This window comes from Paenibacillus sp. FSL R7-0313, from assembly GCF_037969885.1.
In the GTDB taxonomy this organism is placed as follows: Bacteria; Bacillota; Bacilli; order Paenibacillales; family Paenibacillaceae; genus Paenibacillus.
This window is the reverse complement of the sequence record NZ_CP150219.1, coordinates 3,904,741-3,921,155: the sequence shown is the minus strand read 5'-3', so window position 1 is coordinate 3,921,155 and position 16,415 is coordinate 3,904,741. Positions and strand designations below refer to the sequence as shown.

19 protein-coding genes are annotated in these 16,415 nt (G+C 45.2%); 7 read left to right on the top strand and 12 right to left on the bottom strand.

Translation table 11 applies throughout. The annotated features are described in order from the left end of the window. Window positions 1–216: 216 nt before the first annotated feature. Both NSQ38_RS17325 and NSQ38_RS17320 read left to right on the top strand, forming a co-directional pair. Window positions 217–798: a spore coat protein gene (locus NSQ38_RS17325; protein WP_260986591.1), complete on the top strand. Its 582-nt coding sequence runs from the start codon at window positions 217–219 to the stop codon at window positions 796–798. 245 nt (window positions 799–1,043) lie between these two features. Next, window positions 1,044–2,000: a hypothetical protein gene (locus NSQ38_RS17320; RefSeq protein ID WP_339783113.1), complete on the top strand. Its 957-nt coding sequence runs from the start codon at window positions 1,044–1,046 to the stop codon at window positions 1,998–2,000. Between the two features lie 242 nt (window positions 2,001–2,242). Here NSQ38_RS17320 and NSQ38_RS17315 read toward each other — a convergent pair whose 3' ends face one another. Then, entirely contained in the window at window positions 2,243–3,034 is a 792-nt protein-coding gene (locus NSQ38_RS17315; protein ID WP_339783111.1) for a sigma-70 family RNA polymerase sigma factor, read from the bottom strand. Window positions 3,035–3,068: 34 nt separating this feature from the next. Further along, window positions 3,069–3,515, bottom strand: coding sequence for a carboxymuconolactone decarboxylase family protein (locus NSQ38_RS17310; protein WP_339783109.1), 447 nt, complete (start codon window positions 3,513–3,515; stop codon window positions 3,069–3,071). A gap of 285 nt (window positions 3,516–3,800) precedes the next feature. Between NSQ38_RS17310 and NSQ38_RS17305 the strand changes: the two genes are divergently transcribed. Continuing rightward, complete coding sequence (locus NSQ38_RS17305; RefSeq protein ID WP_339783107.1) at window positions 3,801–4,847, top strand: aromatic ring-hydroxylating dioxygenase subunit alpha; 1,047 nt, start codon at window positions 3,801–3,803, stop codon at window positions 4,845–4,847. Between the two features lie 134 nt (window positions 4,848–4,981). Here the strand turns inward: NSQ38_RS17305 and NSQ38_RS17300 are convergent, their stop codons facing one another. Both NSQ38_RS17300 and NSQ38_RS17295 read right to left on the bottom strand, forming a co-directional pair. Then, entirely contained in the window at window positions 4,982–5,779 is a 798-nt protein-coding gene (locus NSQ38_RS17300) for a cupin domain-containing protein (protein WP_339783105.1), read from the bottom strand. Between the two features lie 151 nt (window positions 5,780–5,930). Continuing rightward, complete coding sequence (locus NSQ38_RS17295) at window positions 5,931–6,980, bottom strand: leucine-rich repeat domain-containing protein (RefSeq protein WP_339783103.1); 1,050 nt, start codon at window positions 6,978–6,980, stop codon at window positions 5,931–5,933. Window positions 6,981–7,089: 109 nt separating this feature from the next. Between NSQ38_RS17295 and NSQ38_RS17290 the strand changes: the two genes are divergently transcribed. Further along, window positions 7,090–7,416, top strand: coding sequence for a hypothetical protein (locus NSQ38_RS17290; RefSeq protein WP_339783102.1), 327 nt, complete (start codon window positions 7,090–7,092; stop codon window positions 7,414–7,416). 106 nt (window positions 7,417–7,522) lie between these two features. Here the strand turns inward: NSQ38_RS17290 and NSQ38_RS17285 are convergent, their stop codons facing one another. From NSQ38_RS17285 to NSQ38_RS17255, 7 genes are read right to left on the bottom strand one after another with little or no spacing between them, the layout of a single operon-like run. Next, window positions 7,523–8,128, bottom strand: a complete 606-nt coding sequence (locus tag NSQ38_RS17285) for an SMI1/KNR4 family protein (protein ID WP_339783100.1) — start codon at window positions 8,126–8,128, stop codon at window positions 7,523–7,525. 20 nt (window positions 8,129–8,148) lie between these two features. After that, complete coding sequence (locus NSQ38_RS17280) at window positions 8,149–8,571, bottom strand: hypothetical protein (protein ID WP_339783098.1); 423 nt, start codon at window positions 8,569–8,571, stop codon at window positions 8,149–8,151. A 32-nt stretch (window positions 8,572–8,603) separates the two neighbouring features. Beyond that, a complete protein-coding gene (locus tag NSQ38_RS17275; RefSeq protein ID WP_339783096.1) occupies window positions 8,604–9,905 on the bottom strand; it encodes a hypothetical protein in 1,302 nt (433 codons plus the stop codon). A gap of 21 nt (window positions 9,906–9,926) precedes the next feature. After that, a complete protein-coding gene (locus NSQ38_RS17270; protein ID WP_339783095.1) occupies window positions 9,927–10,661 on the bottom strand; it encodes an SMI1/KNR4 family protein in 735 nt (244 codons plus the stop codon). A gap of 45 nt (window positions 10,662–10,706) precedes the next feature. Next, on the bottom strand, window positions 10,707–11,267 hold the full coding sequence (locus NSQ38_RS17265) for a hypothetical protein (protein ID WP_339783093.1): 561 nt from the start codon (window positions 11,265–11,267) through the stop codon (window positions 10,707–10,709). Next, a complete protein-coding gene (locus tag NSQ38_RS17260; RefSeq protein WP_339783091.1) occupies window positions 11,264–11,914 on the bottom strand; it encodes a hypothetical protein in 651 nt (216 codons plus the stop codon). Before NSQ38_RS17260 ends, NSQ38_RS17265 begins: the two co-directional genes overlap by 4 nt. 46 nt (window positions 11,915–11,960) lie before the next feature. Then, window positions 11,961–12,569, bottom strand: a complete 609-nt coding sequence (locus NSQ38_RS17255) for a hypothetical protein (protein WP_339783089.1) — start codon at window positions 12,567–12,569, stop codon at window positions 11,961–11,963. A gap of 279 nt (window positions 12,570–12,848) precedes the next feature. Between NSQ38_RS17255 and NSQ38_RS17250 the strand changes: the two genes are divergently transcribed. Together NSQ38_RS17250 and NSQ38_RS17245 are read left to right on the top strand one after the other, a co-directional pair. Continuing rightward, the gene (locus NSQ38_RS17250) at window positions 12,849–13,838 is read left to right on the top strand and encodes a multicopper oxidase domain-containing protein (protein ID WP_339783087.1); all 990 of its coding nucleotides are present in this window, start codon (window positions 12,849–12,851) and stop codon (window positions 13,836–13,838) included. Between the two features lie 3 nt (window positions 13,839–13,841). Then, window positions 13,842–14,597 carry a Crp/Fnr family transcriptional regulator gene (locus tag NSQ38_RS17245; protein WP_339783085.1) on the top strand — a complete coding sequence of 252 codons (756 nt, stop codon included), beginning with the start codon at window positions 13,842–13,844 and terminating at the stop codon, window positions 14,595–14,597. 130 nt (window positions 14,598–14,727) lie between these two features. Here the strand turns inward: NSQ38_RS17245 and NSQ38_RS17240 are convergent, their stop codons facing one another. Next, window positions 14,728–15,450 (bottom strand): ZIP family metal transporter, encoded by a 723-nt coding sequence (locus tag NSQ38_RS17240; protein WP_133385286.1) that lies wholly within the window; start codon window positions 15,448–15,450, stop codon window positions 14,728–14,730. A gap of 177 nt (window positions 15,451–15,627) precedes the next feature. On the opposite strand from NSQ38_RS17240, the gene NSQ38_RS17235 reads away from it, so the two are divergent. Then, on the top strand, window positions 15,628–16,329 hold the full coding sequence (locus NSQ38_RS17235) for a Crp/Fnr family transcriptional regulator (RefSeq protein WP_339783083.1): 702 nt from the start codon (window positions 15,628–15,630) through the stop codon (window positions 16,327–16,329). Window positions 16,330–16,415: the final 86 nt, after the last annotated feature.

Below are 16,415 nucleotides of genomic sequence, written 5' to 3'. Positions count from 1 at the left end.
TCACCTTTGTAAAATTGAATTAAAAATCTGGGGATAACAGCGATCGGAAGGTTGTTCTGTCATCGGAGTGGCAAGTGTAAATATTTTTTCGTTCAACTTATATAGAATCATACCATTTACCAAAGGAGAATCAAATTTACAATGAATCCAAATTCCATGAACCCTCAGAATGCAGTACAACCCACATTGAACACCAATCCAAATATCACCCCTAACATGAACCATGGCGGTCATGAGATGTTCGATGTGCATGAGATTCTGTCCTCCACCATTAACGTGCTGGATCAATATATGATCTTTCGTACATTTGTGCAGAGCCAGGAACTGATTGGCATTCTCGACCGGCAGTATAATTTCATATTATCCCAGTACAATCTGACAGCAGAGTGTTTTGCATCCGGACAGAAGCCTCATCAAGAGACAGCAACCTACATGATCCCCAACATCGTACCACCGGTATATGGCCTTAAGCCATCAGCACCGAAAAAGCCAAACCAGAGCTTGGCTGATGTAAAGGATGCCGGGATTAGCGGTCATATGCTGGGACTGATCAAGTCACATGCGAGTCTGCTGGGCATGTCCTGCAGCGAGATCACCAATGGAACGGTTCGCCGAGTCATCGCTTCACAGATCCAGCATTTTATCGAGATGGCCTATGAAATTTTCATGTTCCAGAATAAAAACGCCTATTATCAAGTACCTCAGCTCACTCCAAGTGATACACAACAGATGCTTCAGGCATACATTCCAGCAACCGGAGCACCTCAGATGCCTATCAGCAATAAACCACTTCATTAACTTAGAAAATATAGAGTCCGATTCCCCAGAGAACAGTCTCTTCAACCCATTCGGGTTTTAGGGGCTGTTTTTTGGTTATTTACAATCATTTTCCTACTGAAGACACTTGATTCGCTTACCAGAAACTGGTTTAATCAAAGACAGAACTTACATATTCAACATACGGATCATACATATAAAACACGGTAAAATGCGGTTATAAGAAAATTCAAATGGCTTTTTCTTCATTATGGGGAGGTATACAAATGAGATGGAAGCAACCTGCTAAACTTGGTTTACTGGCTATGGCTCTCGGCTGTACTGCCATTGGCGCAACAATCACACCTTCAACAACACTGGCTGCACCTGTTCCCGCTTCCAAAGCGGTGTATCATCAATTCCAAACCTATCGAACAGAAGCAGTGAAGTCCACAGAAAGTCTGATTAAAGCACGTAAATACCTGATGAATCATATCGACAAAGTCGGTCCTTGGCAGGCAACATTAATGACGCTGCAATTAGAGAATATGCAGAACGTGAAGCTGGCTGATATGGATCACCAAATGTATACGGAACCGTTTCAACAGGCCATATCTCAAGCCCATGAACAACTTGGTTACGAACAGAAGCTTACATATAGTCGTCTGCTCAAAGAAATTAAAGATCCGGCAGTGAAGAAACTTCTGCAGGAAGCTTCTGATCTCGGGTTCAAACTGGAAACCAGTGAAGGCTTGTATTATCCCATCATCAATTATGAGATATACCAAAAGTTCAAACCTTTTGTTAAGGCTGATATTGCTGCGTACATTGATATTATGGCTACCGAGTCCAATCAGATGACAACTTCAGATGGTGGCATTATCATCTCCTGGAATGATTTAATTCAGCGTATATTGGAGAAAGAAGCCTTTTTGAACAACTTCCCGAATTCCAATCGTACATCAGCAGTGAAGCAGTGGATATCTGTGGATTACCTGTTTTACGGAAGTGACAACACGCCTGCATATGATTGGTACACGGACGACGAAGAAATCCGCACCATAGACCCTGAGGTAAAAAAGGCTTACGAGAAAGCTTTGGCTAAGCGGGGGCCCAATACGGAGAGTGTTATTCTGGACACTATGGAAAAGATTTTGCTGGTCCTCAATCAGAACAATGATGAGCTTACACCTGAAATCAGAGCAATCATCGAAACTGTTCAACAACAATTTGCCCCGGAGTAATTGGATGCTGAATAACAAAATGTGAATGTAAAAAAAAGCGGCAATCCTCGTGACAGAGGGTGCCGCTTTGAAGTTTACATATCAAGTCCTTACATTTGGATCAAAGTATTGAAGTGTCTATTGATGTAAGTTTGTTCGGATTTACGACGAGATACACGCCCTCAATCCGCTCTCCAGAAGCGTCCAACTCCAAACAGAGTACTTCGGACAATTGCCCTTCTTTCATCAACGCAAGTTGAAGCTCACCATTGATCCATGGGCACCCATTCTCTTTCACGCAATCGCGTAAGGACTCGCCGTGAGGTCAGGAGTGCAAGCACACCTTTGTGAACGTTCATTGTTCTCATAACCGTATGCACAACACCACCGCCATCTGCTGTAAATACAGGCTGATCCGCCAGTAACTCGAGCATGGCAGAGACGTCATAACGAAGGAAAGCCGATGTAAAACGGCTCAGCAATTCACCTTTGGCTATCATATCCGTATCACTCTGCTCTATCGGTGGTAGTTTTTCGGGCAGATTTCGTCTGGCACGGCTATAGATTTGACGGCAGTTACTCTCCTTTTTGCCCAGCCAATCCGCTATCTCGGAATAATCATATTGAAATGCTTCACGAAGTACAAAAACAGCCCGTTCCATGGGCGATAGACGCTCCAACATGACCAGATAGGCGTAGGAGATCATCTCTTTCTTCTGCATCGTTTCCTCTGGCATATTCCCCACTTCTCTGTCACCCATCGGCTCTGGCAGCCACTCACCAACATAACTTTCCCGCTGGTTACGGGCAGAATTTAGCAGGTTCAAGCTTCGGTTCACAATCAGTCTGGCGATGTAGGACTTCGGATTACGAATATCCTGAGCAGACATGCTCTGAATCCCCGCAAAACAATCCTGCACAATATCTTCAGCTTCTACCACACTGCCCAGCATGCGGTAAGCTATTGAAAATGCATAATTTTTATAACGAATATACAACTCACCAACATCCAGAGAAGACACTTCTGGCTCATTGGCGTGGAGATTGGAATTCATGAGAATGGCCCCCTCTGGCATGGTGCATGTATTTTTAGTTAAAGCAACCCGGATACATTCCTGTTGTAATCGCAATCCGGTTCCAGTTGTTAATCGTGTTAATGGCCAGGATTAGATCCACCAGTTCGGATTCACTGAAATGTTCACGAACCTTATCGTACAACACAAGGGGTACACCGTGTTCCGAGATTCGGGTCACCGCTTCAGCCAGCTCCAGCATAACACGTTCTTGATCCGTGAAGAAAGTTACTTCACGCCACACACTCAGTAATAAAATATGATCCGCGTAATCTCCCAGTTTCATCAGATCTTTGGCATGCATATCGAGACAAAAGGCGCAGCCATTGATCTGGGACACGCGGATTTTTAACAACTCATACAATACTTTATTTTCAAATTGCCCGGATATATATTGCTCCATCGCCATCATCGCTTTAAATGCGCCTGGACTCGCTACTCTGTAGTTCGTTCTTAAATTCATTTCTCATTCGCCTCCGTCATTTGGTCTACATACTGAAGACAAATGACAGTCGGAATCTGTGACATTCTTTGCGAAAATTTTTCACTATTAACATCTGACGTAATATAAACCCGGAATTTTCCGTATTCATGTACGGTTTTTGCTGTACCGTTTGTGATTTCAACCAAAAGTAGGTTGGATATATTGATACTTTGACCAAAGGAGTAGTAACATACGACTAATCAAGTTAACTTTTCTGACATAAAAAAGAGGATCGTTTACTTATATCCGCAAGGAGTGTTTACTATGATAACTTCCAACGCAAACCATAATATGACGTCCGAATTGCCCAGAGGCTGTACGTTCACCGCTGAAGACTGGCATGTATTATCCCAATATTGGTATCCGGTAGCCCAAGCAACCGAAGTAACAGACAAACCACTGGCTGCTCAATTACTCGATGTGAAGCTGGTTCTCTACCGCAGTAATGATCAGGTTGTGGTAGCCAAGGATCTTTGTTTTCACCGCGGGGCCCCACTTAGCAAAGGCTGGGTAGAAAATGGCGAGATTGTCTGCCCTTATCACGGTTTCCGTTATAATTGTGAAGGAAAATGTACCGCAGTACCTGCGCACCCAAGCTCCAAAATATCACCAAAGCTCAAACTCATTGTATACCCAGCAGTCGAACGTTATGGCTTAATATGGACTACACTGGCAGGAACAGAAGAACAGATCCCCTCCTTCCCTGGATGGGATGATCCGGATTATATCAATATTTTGCCACCCAACTTTGACATTGCTGGTTCCTCTGGACGACAAATGGAGGGTTTCCTGGATGTATCCCATTTTGCCTATGTGCATACCGAAACGTTTGGTGACCGAAACAACACCGAAGTCCCCCAATACAAAGTGAAACGCGAAGGTAATGAGTTACTGGCCGAGTATTGGAGTACGGTGAGTAACTATGGCAAAGGGCAGGATCTTGTTGCACCTGAAGGTTTCCAATGGCTGCGCGAGTTTCGAGTGTTCCCACCTTTTGCGGCTTCTCTTACGGTACATTTCCCAGGAGACGACAAGCTGAATATTCTGAATTGTGCTTCGCCAATCTCTGCCCGTTATACACGTTTATTCTGTCCAATCACACGCAACTTTGACAAAGACGCTCCGATTGAAGACACAATCAAGTTTAACTTGCAGGTCTTTGAAGAAGACCGTGAGATGGTCGAGTCACAGAAACCGGAGGATCTCCCCCTTGATCTGCATGCCGAGGCCCATATTCCTGCAGACCGTACTTCGATTGCCTATCGTCAGTTATTAACCGAGCTTGGATTGGGACGAAATTACACATCGTAAACGTTCAGGTATGCATCGGCTTTCAGCAAGTTTGAAGACACCTTTAATCCAAAAAAAGAAGCGTTCCTTTGTGGACGCTTCTTTTTCTATACCTATTTCAACTGAAGTACCTCTGTATATTACCTAACTAAACGTCATCTTTCCTCTTGATTATTCATATTCACAGGAAGCTCTCTATAATACGGACACCCCGGCTCATGAATAATACGCGGATCAACCCAAGTGCCCCAGTACGGAAGCCGGTTCACGTAAGGTTGCATGTTTGGTTGGTTGTTTGGCTGTGTGTTGGGCTGCATGTTTGGTTGTACATTGGGTTGCATGTTTGGCTGTACGTTAGGCATCACATAAGGCTGATGATTCACATTTGGAGCACTGTTAGAGGCAGGAGCAGTTGAAGGCTGGCAATCTGCCGGCGGGCCAATAATCACTGTTTTTTGAATGGGAGCAAGCGCTTCTTGAACTTTTTTCTCATCCAGACAGTACGTATAAGCCAAAAGTTTTGCAGGTGTAAGACGCAAGGTGTCTGAGCCAAATATCGCCTCAGGAATAGGAGCATCAAAGATTGCGAGTAAGTGCGTATGATCAGCAGTAGCCACTTCATAGTGCCACCAGCCTTGAGGAACGTTAGCCACCTGCCCCGGAGTAATCGGGAAATGAAGCAGCTCGTTGGTAAACGGATTAATGAGGGAAACAACTGCCGAACCGCTGATACAGTATACCAACTCGGTAGCATTCTGATGCGTATGTGGTTCAACCACATTGCCCGTGTTGAGGAAAATATCCAGTAAAGAAGTATTGCCTAGTGTGTTTAACTGTTTGATGGAAAGAGAGTTAATATAGTTGTTCTCATCCTTCTTGAATAACGGGTTATTGCTCAAATCGTAAGTAAATTCGGTGGTTGGTAAAGTGTAATCCATGTATGAGGTTGCCAAAATAAAACGCCTGCCCTTCGCTCTCGGTTTAGGTCATAACCTATATGCCAGCTTATGCCCAGCGCCCAGATACGTGAGCCCATTTCCGCCAAGTTATTATCGAACAACAAATAGCCCTGACTCGGACATACAAATCAGGGCTCATTGGCTATTAAAATTCTTCTTCGTCAGAGATGCCCTCCCAACTAATTCCTAATGGTGTACTGTTCAAATTTACACTCTGAAGCCAATTCATTCGCTTGACCATGTCTGGAATTCCCTCAATTAAACCATTAGTTACACTCAAATAACGCAGCTTCTTCAGTTTCTCCAGTTCAGGTGGAAGCTCACGTATGCCCGAGTAGCCTATATCCAGAGTTACGAGTTCACTCAATTCACCAATCTCGGCTGGAATATGTTTCAGACCAAGGTCCGACTTCTCCTTTGGCTTCCACCCGGTCGGAACATGATAAGAACTACCGCAATAAATTCTAAGCTCTCGGAGTTGTTTCAATTTCCCAACGTCTTGGTGAATACCTTCCAAATCAGCCGTCATGATCTCCAATTCTTCCAATGATGTCAGTTCAAAAAGGGCTGGAGGAAGCGTATAAACATCCTGCTCAAAAATCGTCAAACGTTTCAAGTGCTTTAATTCCCGAATCCGTTCCGGAATCTCTTTCAAGTAATATGAACTAATATTCAGCACATCCGTCTGATGACTAATCGCATCGTCCAGTAAGGAATGAATGTCCTGATGTCGATCTAATCTAAAAAACAACCCTGTGATACGCTCCATTAACTCAATTGCTTCTTCTTGTGTAATGTGCATGCCATACATATTCTCATGAGCAACAGTGTAGAAGTAATCGCTCCCATCCTCTTTCAGAAAACAAAGATCATCCGGCAATGACGGATATAACCAGTCATGAAAGCGGTTGGCTTCCTCCTTAAGAACCTGCCCGGATTCAGGCGTACAACGATATATGTAATAGATGCCTTCTGCATACATTGCACCACTTTTCACCATCATTTCTTCCATCGTACTGCTTTCAATCAGATACGGATCCAATCTCCGTAACACTTTGGTTACTCTTTCAGGTGTAGGTTCTTCTGCATACTTTCTATCAACCAGCATAAACCGGTCTGTCTTCTCGATCAATTCGTCAATCAACAGTTCATAGGCCGTTCCTCTTGGGTCGGTGTGAAAAGCTACGGCTACCATATGATCCCCCTCATGGCTCTATATTCATTAAATCTGTAATCTGCTGTATCATCTGAAACCACTGTGGCATAGGCTGATATCATCAATCCAGTTATTGGAGGCTTATTACATGGCATACGGCCCTGGTTCAGTATCATCCCCGCAACCTGCGGGTTATCCTTACCCTTATTATCCGCCACCCCCACCGTATCCTTACCCTTATCCCTATCCATACCCGCCCATCGTTCCTGTTCCACTACCATATCCAATTGGCGGTCCTTGGTGGCATGGTGGATATCCCGGCGGTGGTTACCCCGGTGGACACCCTGGTCATTTCCCAGGAGGTGGCTATCCCGGTGGACCTCACGGAGGTGGACCTGGTGGTCCGGGTGGTCCAGGTGGACACGGAGGACCTCCAGGCGGCGGATTTCACGGACATCGTTTCTTCCACTGGTAATCCGTAATCATGAGACGTATCCAAAGTTCAGGTTCAGATCAGATCAGATAAAGAAGCTGCTTCGGCAGCTTCTTTGTTATTAAGGAATTATCTAATCGTTCAGGATTTAATACGTGATCTCATCTATCATCTTCAGATTACGGTTCGACATGCTGAGGAGATCCGTGAAGGTAGGTGTAAGGTAATAAACAAAGTCTGGATCGTGCACGTACATAATAATCTGCCCATACGTGCCTTCCGCCGTTGGATCAAAATCGAGCATCAGATACAGTGAACCTCCCGCGATTGTTGCAAAAGGAATCCATGCTTTATGGAACAGGTATGGCTTGATCTCCGGGTCCAACTGACTGATCTCATCCGCAGAATAATGCTCTTCCAACTTCTCATCTACTTCACAGAAGTATTGTTTGGTCTCTCGAATCTCTTCCAATGACATCAGATAAAATGGTGTACATCGGCCCTTCTCGGCATCACCCGGGTACAGCACATGCAACCCGTAACCACTACCGTCTTTGCCTTGGTAAAAGGTACGAAAATCGCCAGGCAGCCGGACGCCATACTCCTTTTCGAATAGATCGAGACTTTCCTCGGATGCACCTTCCCGATGTTGATATTCTTCAAACAATTGCCGAATCTCGTGATCCTGTATTTTCTCATCTAACAAGTGATTCAGCTCGTCCATTAGCACGTTTAACGATACATTCGGCTCCAATCTCACCACACCTCCCTATTTCAGCCCTTCTCTTCTTGTAGATATTGATGATATTCCCAAAACGCTTCTTCCTCTCCGCCACCTTCAATCAGAATCATGACTGCGTAAGATAACAAATTAAGCCATTGTTCCATCAACGCCACCTGTTCGTCCGAGATGAGGTTGTTGCTGCGAAGCATACCCTCAGGTTCAACGGCCCAGGCACGTGCCATATGAGTAATTCCCCATAGACATGCCATGACTTCCCGATCCAGTGAAGGCTGTGCAAGTTCTGGTGCCAGAACCCGCAGTATCTCCATCAACTCATGAAAATTCTCCTCAATTAAATGTCCTCGAAAGGGCCGCAGACTGCCAATAAAACCGTTCTCCATCTTGGGATGACTCAGATCATCATAGGAAAAGGAATGACATTTTAATAACATTACTGCCTCTTCACGTTCCATTCCTTCACCCCTAACTAGTTCAAAATACGAACTTACCAGCGCAGAGGTTCTTCTCCACGCCACAACACATATCTCTCCAGCTCCCGAAGAGTGCCTGTACCGATCCCGTACTCGTCCATTTCTTTGGAACGAAGATCGAGCACATGCAGCATGCCACCATACGTGCCAACTGCAAGTTTGGACTGTTCCGGCGATACGGTGAGAGAATAGATGGTACTTCCCACAAAATGACGCCATACTTTCTTACCCTCGCCATTTACACAATATAGATAACCATATGCATCACCAAGCACCATGCCTGCCTCTATTTCAACCGCTGCATACACTCGTGCATTCTCATCCATGACCGGCCAATCTTCCTTCGTTTCGTTACCTGCGATTGATTCCAGCGGAACCTGTATCGTGACTCCGTTATAGAAATGACATGCGTTAAACCAGACGGTCTGGTTATTACTGGTGAATGCCGCATAATGAGGGTAGCTCGATTCTGGATAGAGAGAGTATGTTTTGTTCAGCTGGCGGTCCATCACCATATGATTGCTCCCTTGGCTACCAAATGCAATCCATCGACCATCCCGAGATACCGCTGCATGCCCCATATCTATCTGTGTATCCTCTAGCTCATACTCTTCGATCTCTGCCAGATCGGGATGAAGCAAGGTCACCTGATCTTGCGTTACAAGATATATCCCGTATCTTGAATGAATAAGTAGTGCTCTGCCTTCATCCATAGGTATAAGTCCTTCAAGTGTCCGTTCGGGATGCTCACAGTCCGCAAGTGATTCAATCCGAGGTAATGCCGACTGTATCCGGGCTTGAATATCTTCCCATCGATATGTCGCTATCTCCTGTCCTTCCAACCTGCGATCTGGATGACGAATAACACGAATCCCATCCGGTCCTGCAAGCGCATAGTCCAAACCGTCTGATGAGCAACCAGCAAAAGTATACGGAGAAATCAACTGCCACCCCTGCTGATCCATCGTATATATCTGACTATTCTCCGTGAAAATCCCCGTATGACATACAACCGTTTCCTCGTTCAGATAACCTACAACTTTGACAGCCTGCATGGAAGCCTGAAATGCCTCGCTCAATGGCCACGTCGCTGCTGGCAGCTCACGTCGTAGCATCTCCAAGTCACCGTGGAGATTGGCCTGTCTCACCATATGGAATACTTCAGTACTCATACCGCTTCTGGCATCTTCCTTCAGCTCGGATTCATCTGGTTGCTCTCCCTCCATGCCTTTCCGTACAAATGCATTGACATCCCTTGCATAACGCCTGCCTTCATTGCGCCATTGTTCCGCGATGTCTTCCTTTAACCAACTCATCTGTTCCCCTCCACTCTGCCTCTATTCATATGCCGTACAATGATGTGCCTGCAAGAACAAACTGATTTCGTTATCCGTCGCCTCCTCCGCACCATTCTTTTCTTCATAGAAAAGGGCAACTTCTCTCCCAGTTGCATAGTTAAATCGTAAATATCCTCCCATCGACACCATGAACATCTTGCACATGTACTCATTCTCCAACACAACATCCCACTTAAATTCTGTTTTGCATATATCGGCGAGTTCCTTCATGGAGCTTCCCTGTTCTGTTCCTGAAAAATGGTAAAACGTATGTTTCCGCAACTCATTCCACGGCTCAAAGTAAAGTGGCGTTATTGGTTTATCCTGATGGTAATACCCACAATAGATCCGGTCCAGCGTTTCGCCAAATTCAGTCTCCGTGCATGTCCATAAGGTGATATTCTCATCATGACGCGGTAGCCACAACAGCCCCTCAACTTCCGGATGAACAGCAAGGAAATCTCCATCTACAGAACTGCCGATGGAGATGCACTGCTCAAGTTGCTGCTGACTTATAGGCGAATCGTCCGTATGTATCCAAAAATCATATTCCACAAAAGGCTTCAACACTTCCGGGTCCGGCCTCTGCACATTCATCCAGCCCGTGTATGTACCCTCTCCGTATTGTTCAATCCAGGTCCGGTATGACAAAGGTAGCGAGATGGCGTGCTGTTGTTCAAAGTGATCCAGTTCCTCTGCTGGAACCGGTTTAAGTACACGGGATACAATATACATTTTTCGACATCTCCCATCTCAGTTTGGTTCATTCGTTTTCAGGATCTAAGCCAATTCTTCCTGCACAATTTCAGTCCATACTCCTTTACGATTCAGAATGCGAATGGCAAAGGCATCATATCCATCACGTTTGACCTGATCAAAATCCATGCGCTCTCCCGTAATCAGTTCATACGTACCATGCTCATCTACATCTTCGCCAAACTCATCATCCCAAGGCACATTGTAGTAGGCCGTCAACTCTACCTCAAAGATGTCCTCTCCTTCAACATCCAGATAAGGGCGAAGTGGTCTGTCATGTAGTGCTTCTTGCGAATAAGTCTCACATAACATGGCATCATATCCGTGCTTGGCGGCATCAATGAGCAGGTAGCGTTCACCCGTGACGGTATGCTCCGCATATACAAGAATCGGTGTCGAATCATGCCAGGTAATCAGATCATCTTCCGTCAAGTCACCATAATAAAAAATATGGAATTTATCATGTCCGTCACTCGATTGAAGTTTGCCTTTCCACTCTACTTCATCGGGTTTAATGTCCTCTTCCTTCCTAATTAATCCTTCCAGATAAGCAGGTCCGTGCTGTACACCATACGCATTCATCATCTCGCCTCCGATTTGTTCATTCGAATGGTAACCACTTTGTGTTCCTCATCCACCGTCAGTTTCACATCAATGTTAAGCTTGTCGCGAAATAACGCCGTAATATTGATATACGGATCGCGGGCAGCTTCGCTACTACCGCCACTATTACGGCTCATTCCCTGATGAATGATGGATTCTACCAGCTGTTTATCTCCCTTGCCGGTATTATCGTAGGTGTAGATCACCTGCCCATCCTGATCATACAGATTTAAGACCGTTGCAAAATCATTGGCGTTCTCATACTTTCTTTCAGTCTGCACATAGTTGTGATCCGTATGTTGATAGTTTACAGTACCAGCCAGATACGGATTGTCCCCGCCTGGCTTCACATCATACTCCCGATAGGCCAGATTAAACAGGTATTGGAGATGACTCATGTCAATCCGGTAATAAAACTGACGGTTCTCCTCTTGTTTATCCATCGCTGCAAAACTGTTAATAAGCGGCCAGGCTTTATAGGACTTCCCATTCACATCAACGGCGAGAGCATAGTCAGATAAGACTGTCTGTTTTTGAAATATGCCATAAGTCTGTAAAATAAAATAAGCTGGAATCATCAACATACCCAGAATGATTGCAAAAATACTGAGTTTAACTCGTAGTTTCATGTCTTCTCTCCCTTGCAGCTTTAATGCGTCATCTTCGCTTTCAGTCTCATCCAGTCTTGTGCTGAAGCTTCGACAGTGTACGCACAACCACATCCCTGTTCTTCGCATCTTTAATATAAGCCGGAATACTATGTGAAGCTGTTCTTAAAGGCATATTTCCAGGTTTCTCACGCAGATCTGCGGAAACATAAGCAATGAGATAATTTAGGTGCTCCCGATTCACAGCCCATATGATTTTTCCTCTGAACTCATCCAGGAAGTATAGCTCCAACCCGAATACAGGATCTTTCCCTGCACGAATCTCGGAAAAACACCTTCCGTATGTCGATTTGGCATGTAATTCAACCTGATTAACAGCACCACAATGCGGACATTCCACATGCGTTGATCGGTGAGAAGTCTTCTTCCCGTCTGTGACTTCCACGTTAAACCAACGTTCACATACAGCGCAATTCCCCTTGGCTTTATATTGATATACTGGTTCTTCAAAAGCTTGAGCGTAACATTCGTAACACTTCCAACCCAGTTGACCATTCCGTTGATCAATCGAAGCATGCCCACTGCATTTGGGACATTTCACATCAATCCGCTCTCCCCATCGAAGAACCGAATAGAAACTATACTTATACGCACCTTCATCTTCGAAACGTTTCATCCTGTATCCACCTTTCTTCTGAAACTACGACACAGCCCGCGTCAAAATACTCAACATTTACCAATCCATCTCTCTAAAATTATATGAAACTCCGTTCCTCAGCACAACAATTGAAGACAGATTGTTGGAAATGCCTCTAATACGACATACCCAAGTGTGTGCCTCATCACACCCGTCTCCACCTCAATAACGTAATCTATAACTAAATAACTACTGAAATGAAAGAAAACCTGCTTTTTAGATTGTGAAAAACATCACTTGAGTAAAGGTTGTGCAACTATGTTCTCCTTACTGAATGTATATAAATGGTCACTCGTATTCGCTATATTCACAGCAACTCTCTCTCACTGTAGTTCAACCGATACGGTTAAACCTGTTCACCACGATGAAGTCTCCTCCTCTGCGATCAGTCACCCCCCGGTGGACCCGATCATTCGCAGAGAAGGTACTACGGTATATATTGAAATGACGGCCCAGGTTACAGATGTTGAAATCTCCGAAGGTGTAATCTACAATGCTTGGACATTTAATGGTACCGTTCCCGGACCCGTCCTACGAGTAACCGAGGGAGATACCTTGGTGTTCACGTTAAAAAATAAAGATTCCAGCCTGTCTCACTCCATGGATTTTCACGCCGTACATGCTGCTCCCAGCAGCAAATTTATTGATGTTATGCCAGGCGAGGAAGGTACGTTCACCTATCCCACCTCCTCACCCGGCGTATTCATGTATCACTGTGGAACCAAACCGGTTCTTGCCCATATCGCAAACGGGATGTACGGCATGATTATTGTGGAACCCAAGGCAGGATACCCTTCCGATCACTTGGTTGATCGTGAGTATACCCTTGTTCAGAGTGAATGGTACAAAGAACATGATTATGAAGCTTTTTTGAACGGGGAACCGGATTATGTCGTATTTAACGGTAATGATTATGGATTAGTAAAACATCCCCTGTTAGCCAAAGTAGGAGATACGGTGCGGATCTATGTCAGTAATGCCGGCCCCAATGAAGTCTCATCCTTCCACGTTGTGGGTACCATTATGGACCGTGTGTATACTGATGGGAATCCACGCAACATTCAGTATGGAATACAGACGGTTATGCTTCCCGCAAGTGGTGGAGCTGTCGTAGAGTTCACCGTGACCGAAGAAGGTGATTATGCGATTGTAACGCATCAGTTCAACCATGTAGCCAAAGGCGCTGCCGCTGTTCTGCGTGTGACCAAGGATGGTACGGATCATGGTGGAACTGCCATGTCTCACTGACACATGACAATAGATAACGGCTATACCCATTCTGAACAATTTCGAGGTGATGAGACGATGATTTGTGAGCATGAAGCGAAGGATGCCTGTTTCTCCAAAGTATCCCTTTTCCAGCATCTAGATCCATCCGAAACTGCATTACTGACCTCCCTTTTGCATACCCGCAAATATAACAAAGGTGAAGTTGTCGTCCAGGAGGGCGAACGCTCAGATACGCTTTACGTGGTTCATCAGGGATGTGTGAAGTTATCCAAATACAATGAAAGTGGCAAGGAAAATATTATGCGGTTTCTGTTTCCCGGCGATTTCTTCGGACAAGATTCCCTGTTACACCAAAAACCACATCCTGCAAACGCTGAAGTTCTGGAGCCTTCGGCCATCTGCTCCATCAACAAACATGACTTTGACCAGTTACTTGAACATGATCCAAAGCTTGCTTATCATTTCCTGCTTGCCATTTCCAATCTTCTCCGTGAAACCGATGAATGGAACAGCTCGCTTAGTGCGATGACAACGGAACAGAAGATTGCCAAGTTGCTTTTGTATTTCCATACCCGAAATCATGCAAAGCATGAGATTCGCTTGCCTGTTTTCAAAAAAGATATGGCTCTGTTACTCGGTATTACACCCGAAACACTTAGTCGCAAACTTACCATGATGCAAACTCAGGGACTTCTTCAGGTTACAGGAAACTGCATTCTTATTCTTCAACTGGAACAGCTCAGGGAAAGAATGGAACCGCCTGTTCGAAGCCAATGAATTAGGTAAGAAAACTTGCGAATGCTGAGGAAGCTGTTTTGGCAAAAAAAAGTATCCGATCAGAAACCACTCTGTTCGGATACTCTTTTTATATAAATTCAACTCAGCGATTGGAAGCTTATTCTGTCATCTACAGATCGAGCAACAGCGACACAAGCAATCCCATGGATGCAATCAAACCCACTACAGGTCCACCTTCTTCAAATGCCTCCGGCATCATCGTCGAGCAGATCATGGCAATGATTCCGCCACCTGCAAATGCACCAATCGCTGCACCCATCTCCTCTGGAAGCTGTTCCAGAAACAGATATCCGCCCAGTGCTGCAAGCGCGGAGATCAACAATACACTCAGCCACATCAATATGATTTTGCCACGACTGTACTTGCCTTGTAGTCCAACCGTACTGGACAGACCTTCAGGGATGTTGCTGACAAAGATTGATACTACCAGAACCACACTGACACCGTTTCCGGCGAGCAAGCTGGCTCCAAGCATGATAGATTCCGGGATAGCATCCATTACCGTGCCTGCAAAGATCCCAAGCCCGCTTTGATTCGAGTCTCCCGACTTTGCCGAACGTTTACGCCCTGCTCCTCCCTTTGCAGAAACGAGCAGGTCAAACAGGGTATACACGACGGCACCCGCCGTAAATCCAATAGCTGTAGGTATAATTCCTCCATCATTCAGCGCATCTCCGAGAAGTTCAAAGGTCGCTGCACCAATTAATGTTCCTGTCCCAAAAGCCATGATCCAGCCAATGACTCGTTTGGGTATCTTCAGAAACAAGGCTGCGAGTGCGCCAATAACCACCGCTGAGGCAGAGATGCCGCCCCACATGAATGCAGTCCACATCCGGGCCGACCCCTCTCTTGTTTAATCATATTCTATCATTCCATTAACCCTCGTTGAGCAATCAAAAACAGTGATGTGGCTTTACGGTGATCTATATCACCTGATGTGTTCAAAAATCACGCTATGATACAATGATGTCGTCGTTCAGAACTATGAACACAGAGAGGAGAGATTCTCATGAGTAGGGTAAACAAAGATACAACAGCGGAGTTTCTACAACAGTTCCCCATCTTCCAGGACCTTAGCCCCGAGGAATTAAAGCAAGTCGAAGATATCGCCATTTCCAGAAGCATTCAGAAGAAATCAGTTATTTTCAGCGAAGGAAGCGAAAAAGAAGCTGTTTTTTTCATCCGTACCGGCATAGTAAAGGCCTATAAAACCGAGGAGAACGGGCATGAACAGATTGTCTCTTTCCTCAAAACAGGAGATATGTTCCCACACACCGGCTTTTTTAACGCGCACCCTTACCCGGCTACCGCAGAAGCCATTACCCCTACCGAACTACTAGCCATACCTGTCCGACTTTTCGAACGATTAATGCTGAGCACACCTTCCATTGCGATCAAAATTATGCGTGTACTCGGTGACAAAATAAGAGAATTACAGGATAAATTGCAGGTGCTTTCTGGTCAGGATGTACGCAATCGTGTGCTTTCCTTCCTTCTTATGCTCGCAGAGCAGCACGGACAAATGCATGGAGACCAGATTATCATCAACCTGCCCATGACACACCAGGAGTTTGCCAACTCCATTGGAACTACAAGGGAAACAGCGAATCGGCTTTTAAACCAGCTTACAAAAGAGAATTTGCTCGAAGTGGATCGCAGCCGGATCATTATTCATGATTTGCAAGCTTTGAAACAACAAAGGGATGCGTGACCACCCTGCACCCAGATACACTGTTTTCTCCCACGCTATTACATTAAACCGTGTGTCAACAAAGAGACCTTAACGCTCGTAATCGA

Bases quoted from the DNA above. Each gene is read 5' to 3' on its own strand.
- NSQ38_RS17325 (WP_260986591.1), top strand. From the start codon at position 217: ATGAACCATGGCGGTCATGAGATGTTCGATGTGCATGAGATTCTGTCC.
- NSQ38_RS17320 (WP_339783113.1), top strand. From the start codon at position 1,044: ATGAGATGGAAGCAACCTGCTAAACTTGGTTTACTGGCTATGGCTCTC.
- NSQ38_RS17315 (WP_339783111.1), bottom strand. From the start codon at position 3,034: ATGAATTCCAATCTCCACGCCAATGAGCCAGAAGTGTCTTCTCTGGAT.
- NSQ38_RS17310 (WP_339783109.1), bottom strand. From the start codon at position 3,515: ATGAATTTAAGAACGAACTACAGAGTAGCGAGTCCAGGCGCATTTAAA.
- NSQ38_RS17305 (WP_339783107.1), top strand. From the start codon at position 3,801: ATGATAACTTCCAACGCAAACCATAATATGACGTCCGAATTGCCCAGA.
- NSQ38_RS17295 (WP_339783103.1), bottom strand. From the start codon at position 6,980: ATGGTAGCCGTAGCTTTTCACACCGACCCAAGAGGAACGGCCTATGAA.
- NSQ38_RS17290 (WP_339783102.1), top strand. From the start codon at position 7,090: ATGGCATACGGCCCTGGTTCAGTATCATCCCCGCAACCTGCGGGTTAT.
- NSQ38_RS17280 (WP_339783098.1), bottom strand. From the start codon at position 8,571: ATGGAACGTGAAGAGGCAGTAATGTTATTAAAATGTCATTCCTTTTCC.
- NSQ38_RS17275 (WP_339783096.1), bottom strand. From the start codon at position 9,905: ATGAGTTGGTTAAAGGAAGACATCGCGGAACAATGGCGCAATGAAGGC.
- NSQ38_RS17270 (WP_339783095.1), bottom strand. From the start codon at position 10,661: ATGTATATTGTATCCCGTGTACTTAAACCGGTTCCAGCAGAGGAACTG.
- NSQ38_RS17265 (WP_339783093.1), bottom strand. From the start codon at position 11,267: ATGATGAATGCGTATGGTGTACAGCACGGACCTGCTTATCTGGAAGGA.
- NSQ38_RS17260 (WP_339783091.1), bottom strand. From the start codon at position 11,914: ATGAAACTACGAGTTAAACTCAGTATTTTTGCAATCATTCTGGGTATG.
- NSQ38_RS17255 (WP_339783089.1), bottom strand. From the start codon at position 12,569: ATGAAACGTTTCGAAGATGAAGGTGCGTATAAGTATAGTTTCTATTCG.
- NSQ38_RS17250 (WP_339783087.1), top strand. From the start codon at position 12,849: ATGTTCTCCTTACTGAATGTATATAAATGGTCACTCGTATTCGCTATA.
- NSQ38_RS17245 (WP_339783085.1), top strand. From the start codon at position 13,842: ATGACAATAGATAACGGCTATACCCATTCTGAACAATTTCGAGGTGAT.
- NSQ38_RS17240 (WP_133385286.1), bottom strand. From the start codon at position 15,450: ATGTGGACTGCATTCATGTGGGGCGGCATCTCTGCCTCAGCGGTGGTT.
- NSQ38_RS17235 (WP_339783083.1), top strand. From the start codon at position 15,628: ATGAGTAGGGTAAACAAAGATACAACAGCGGAGTTTCTACAACAGTTC.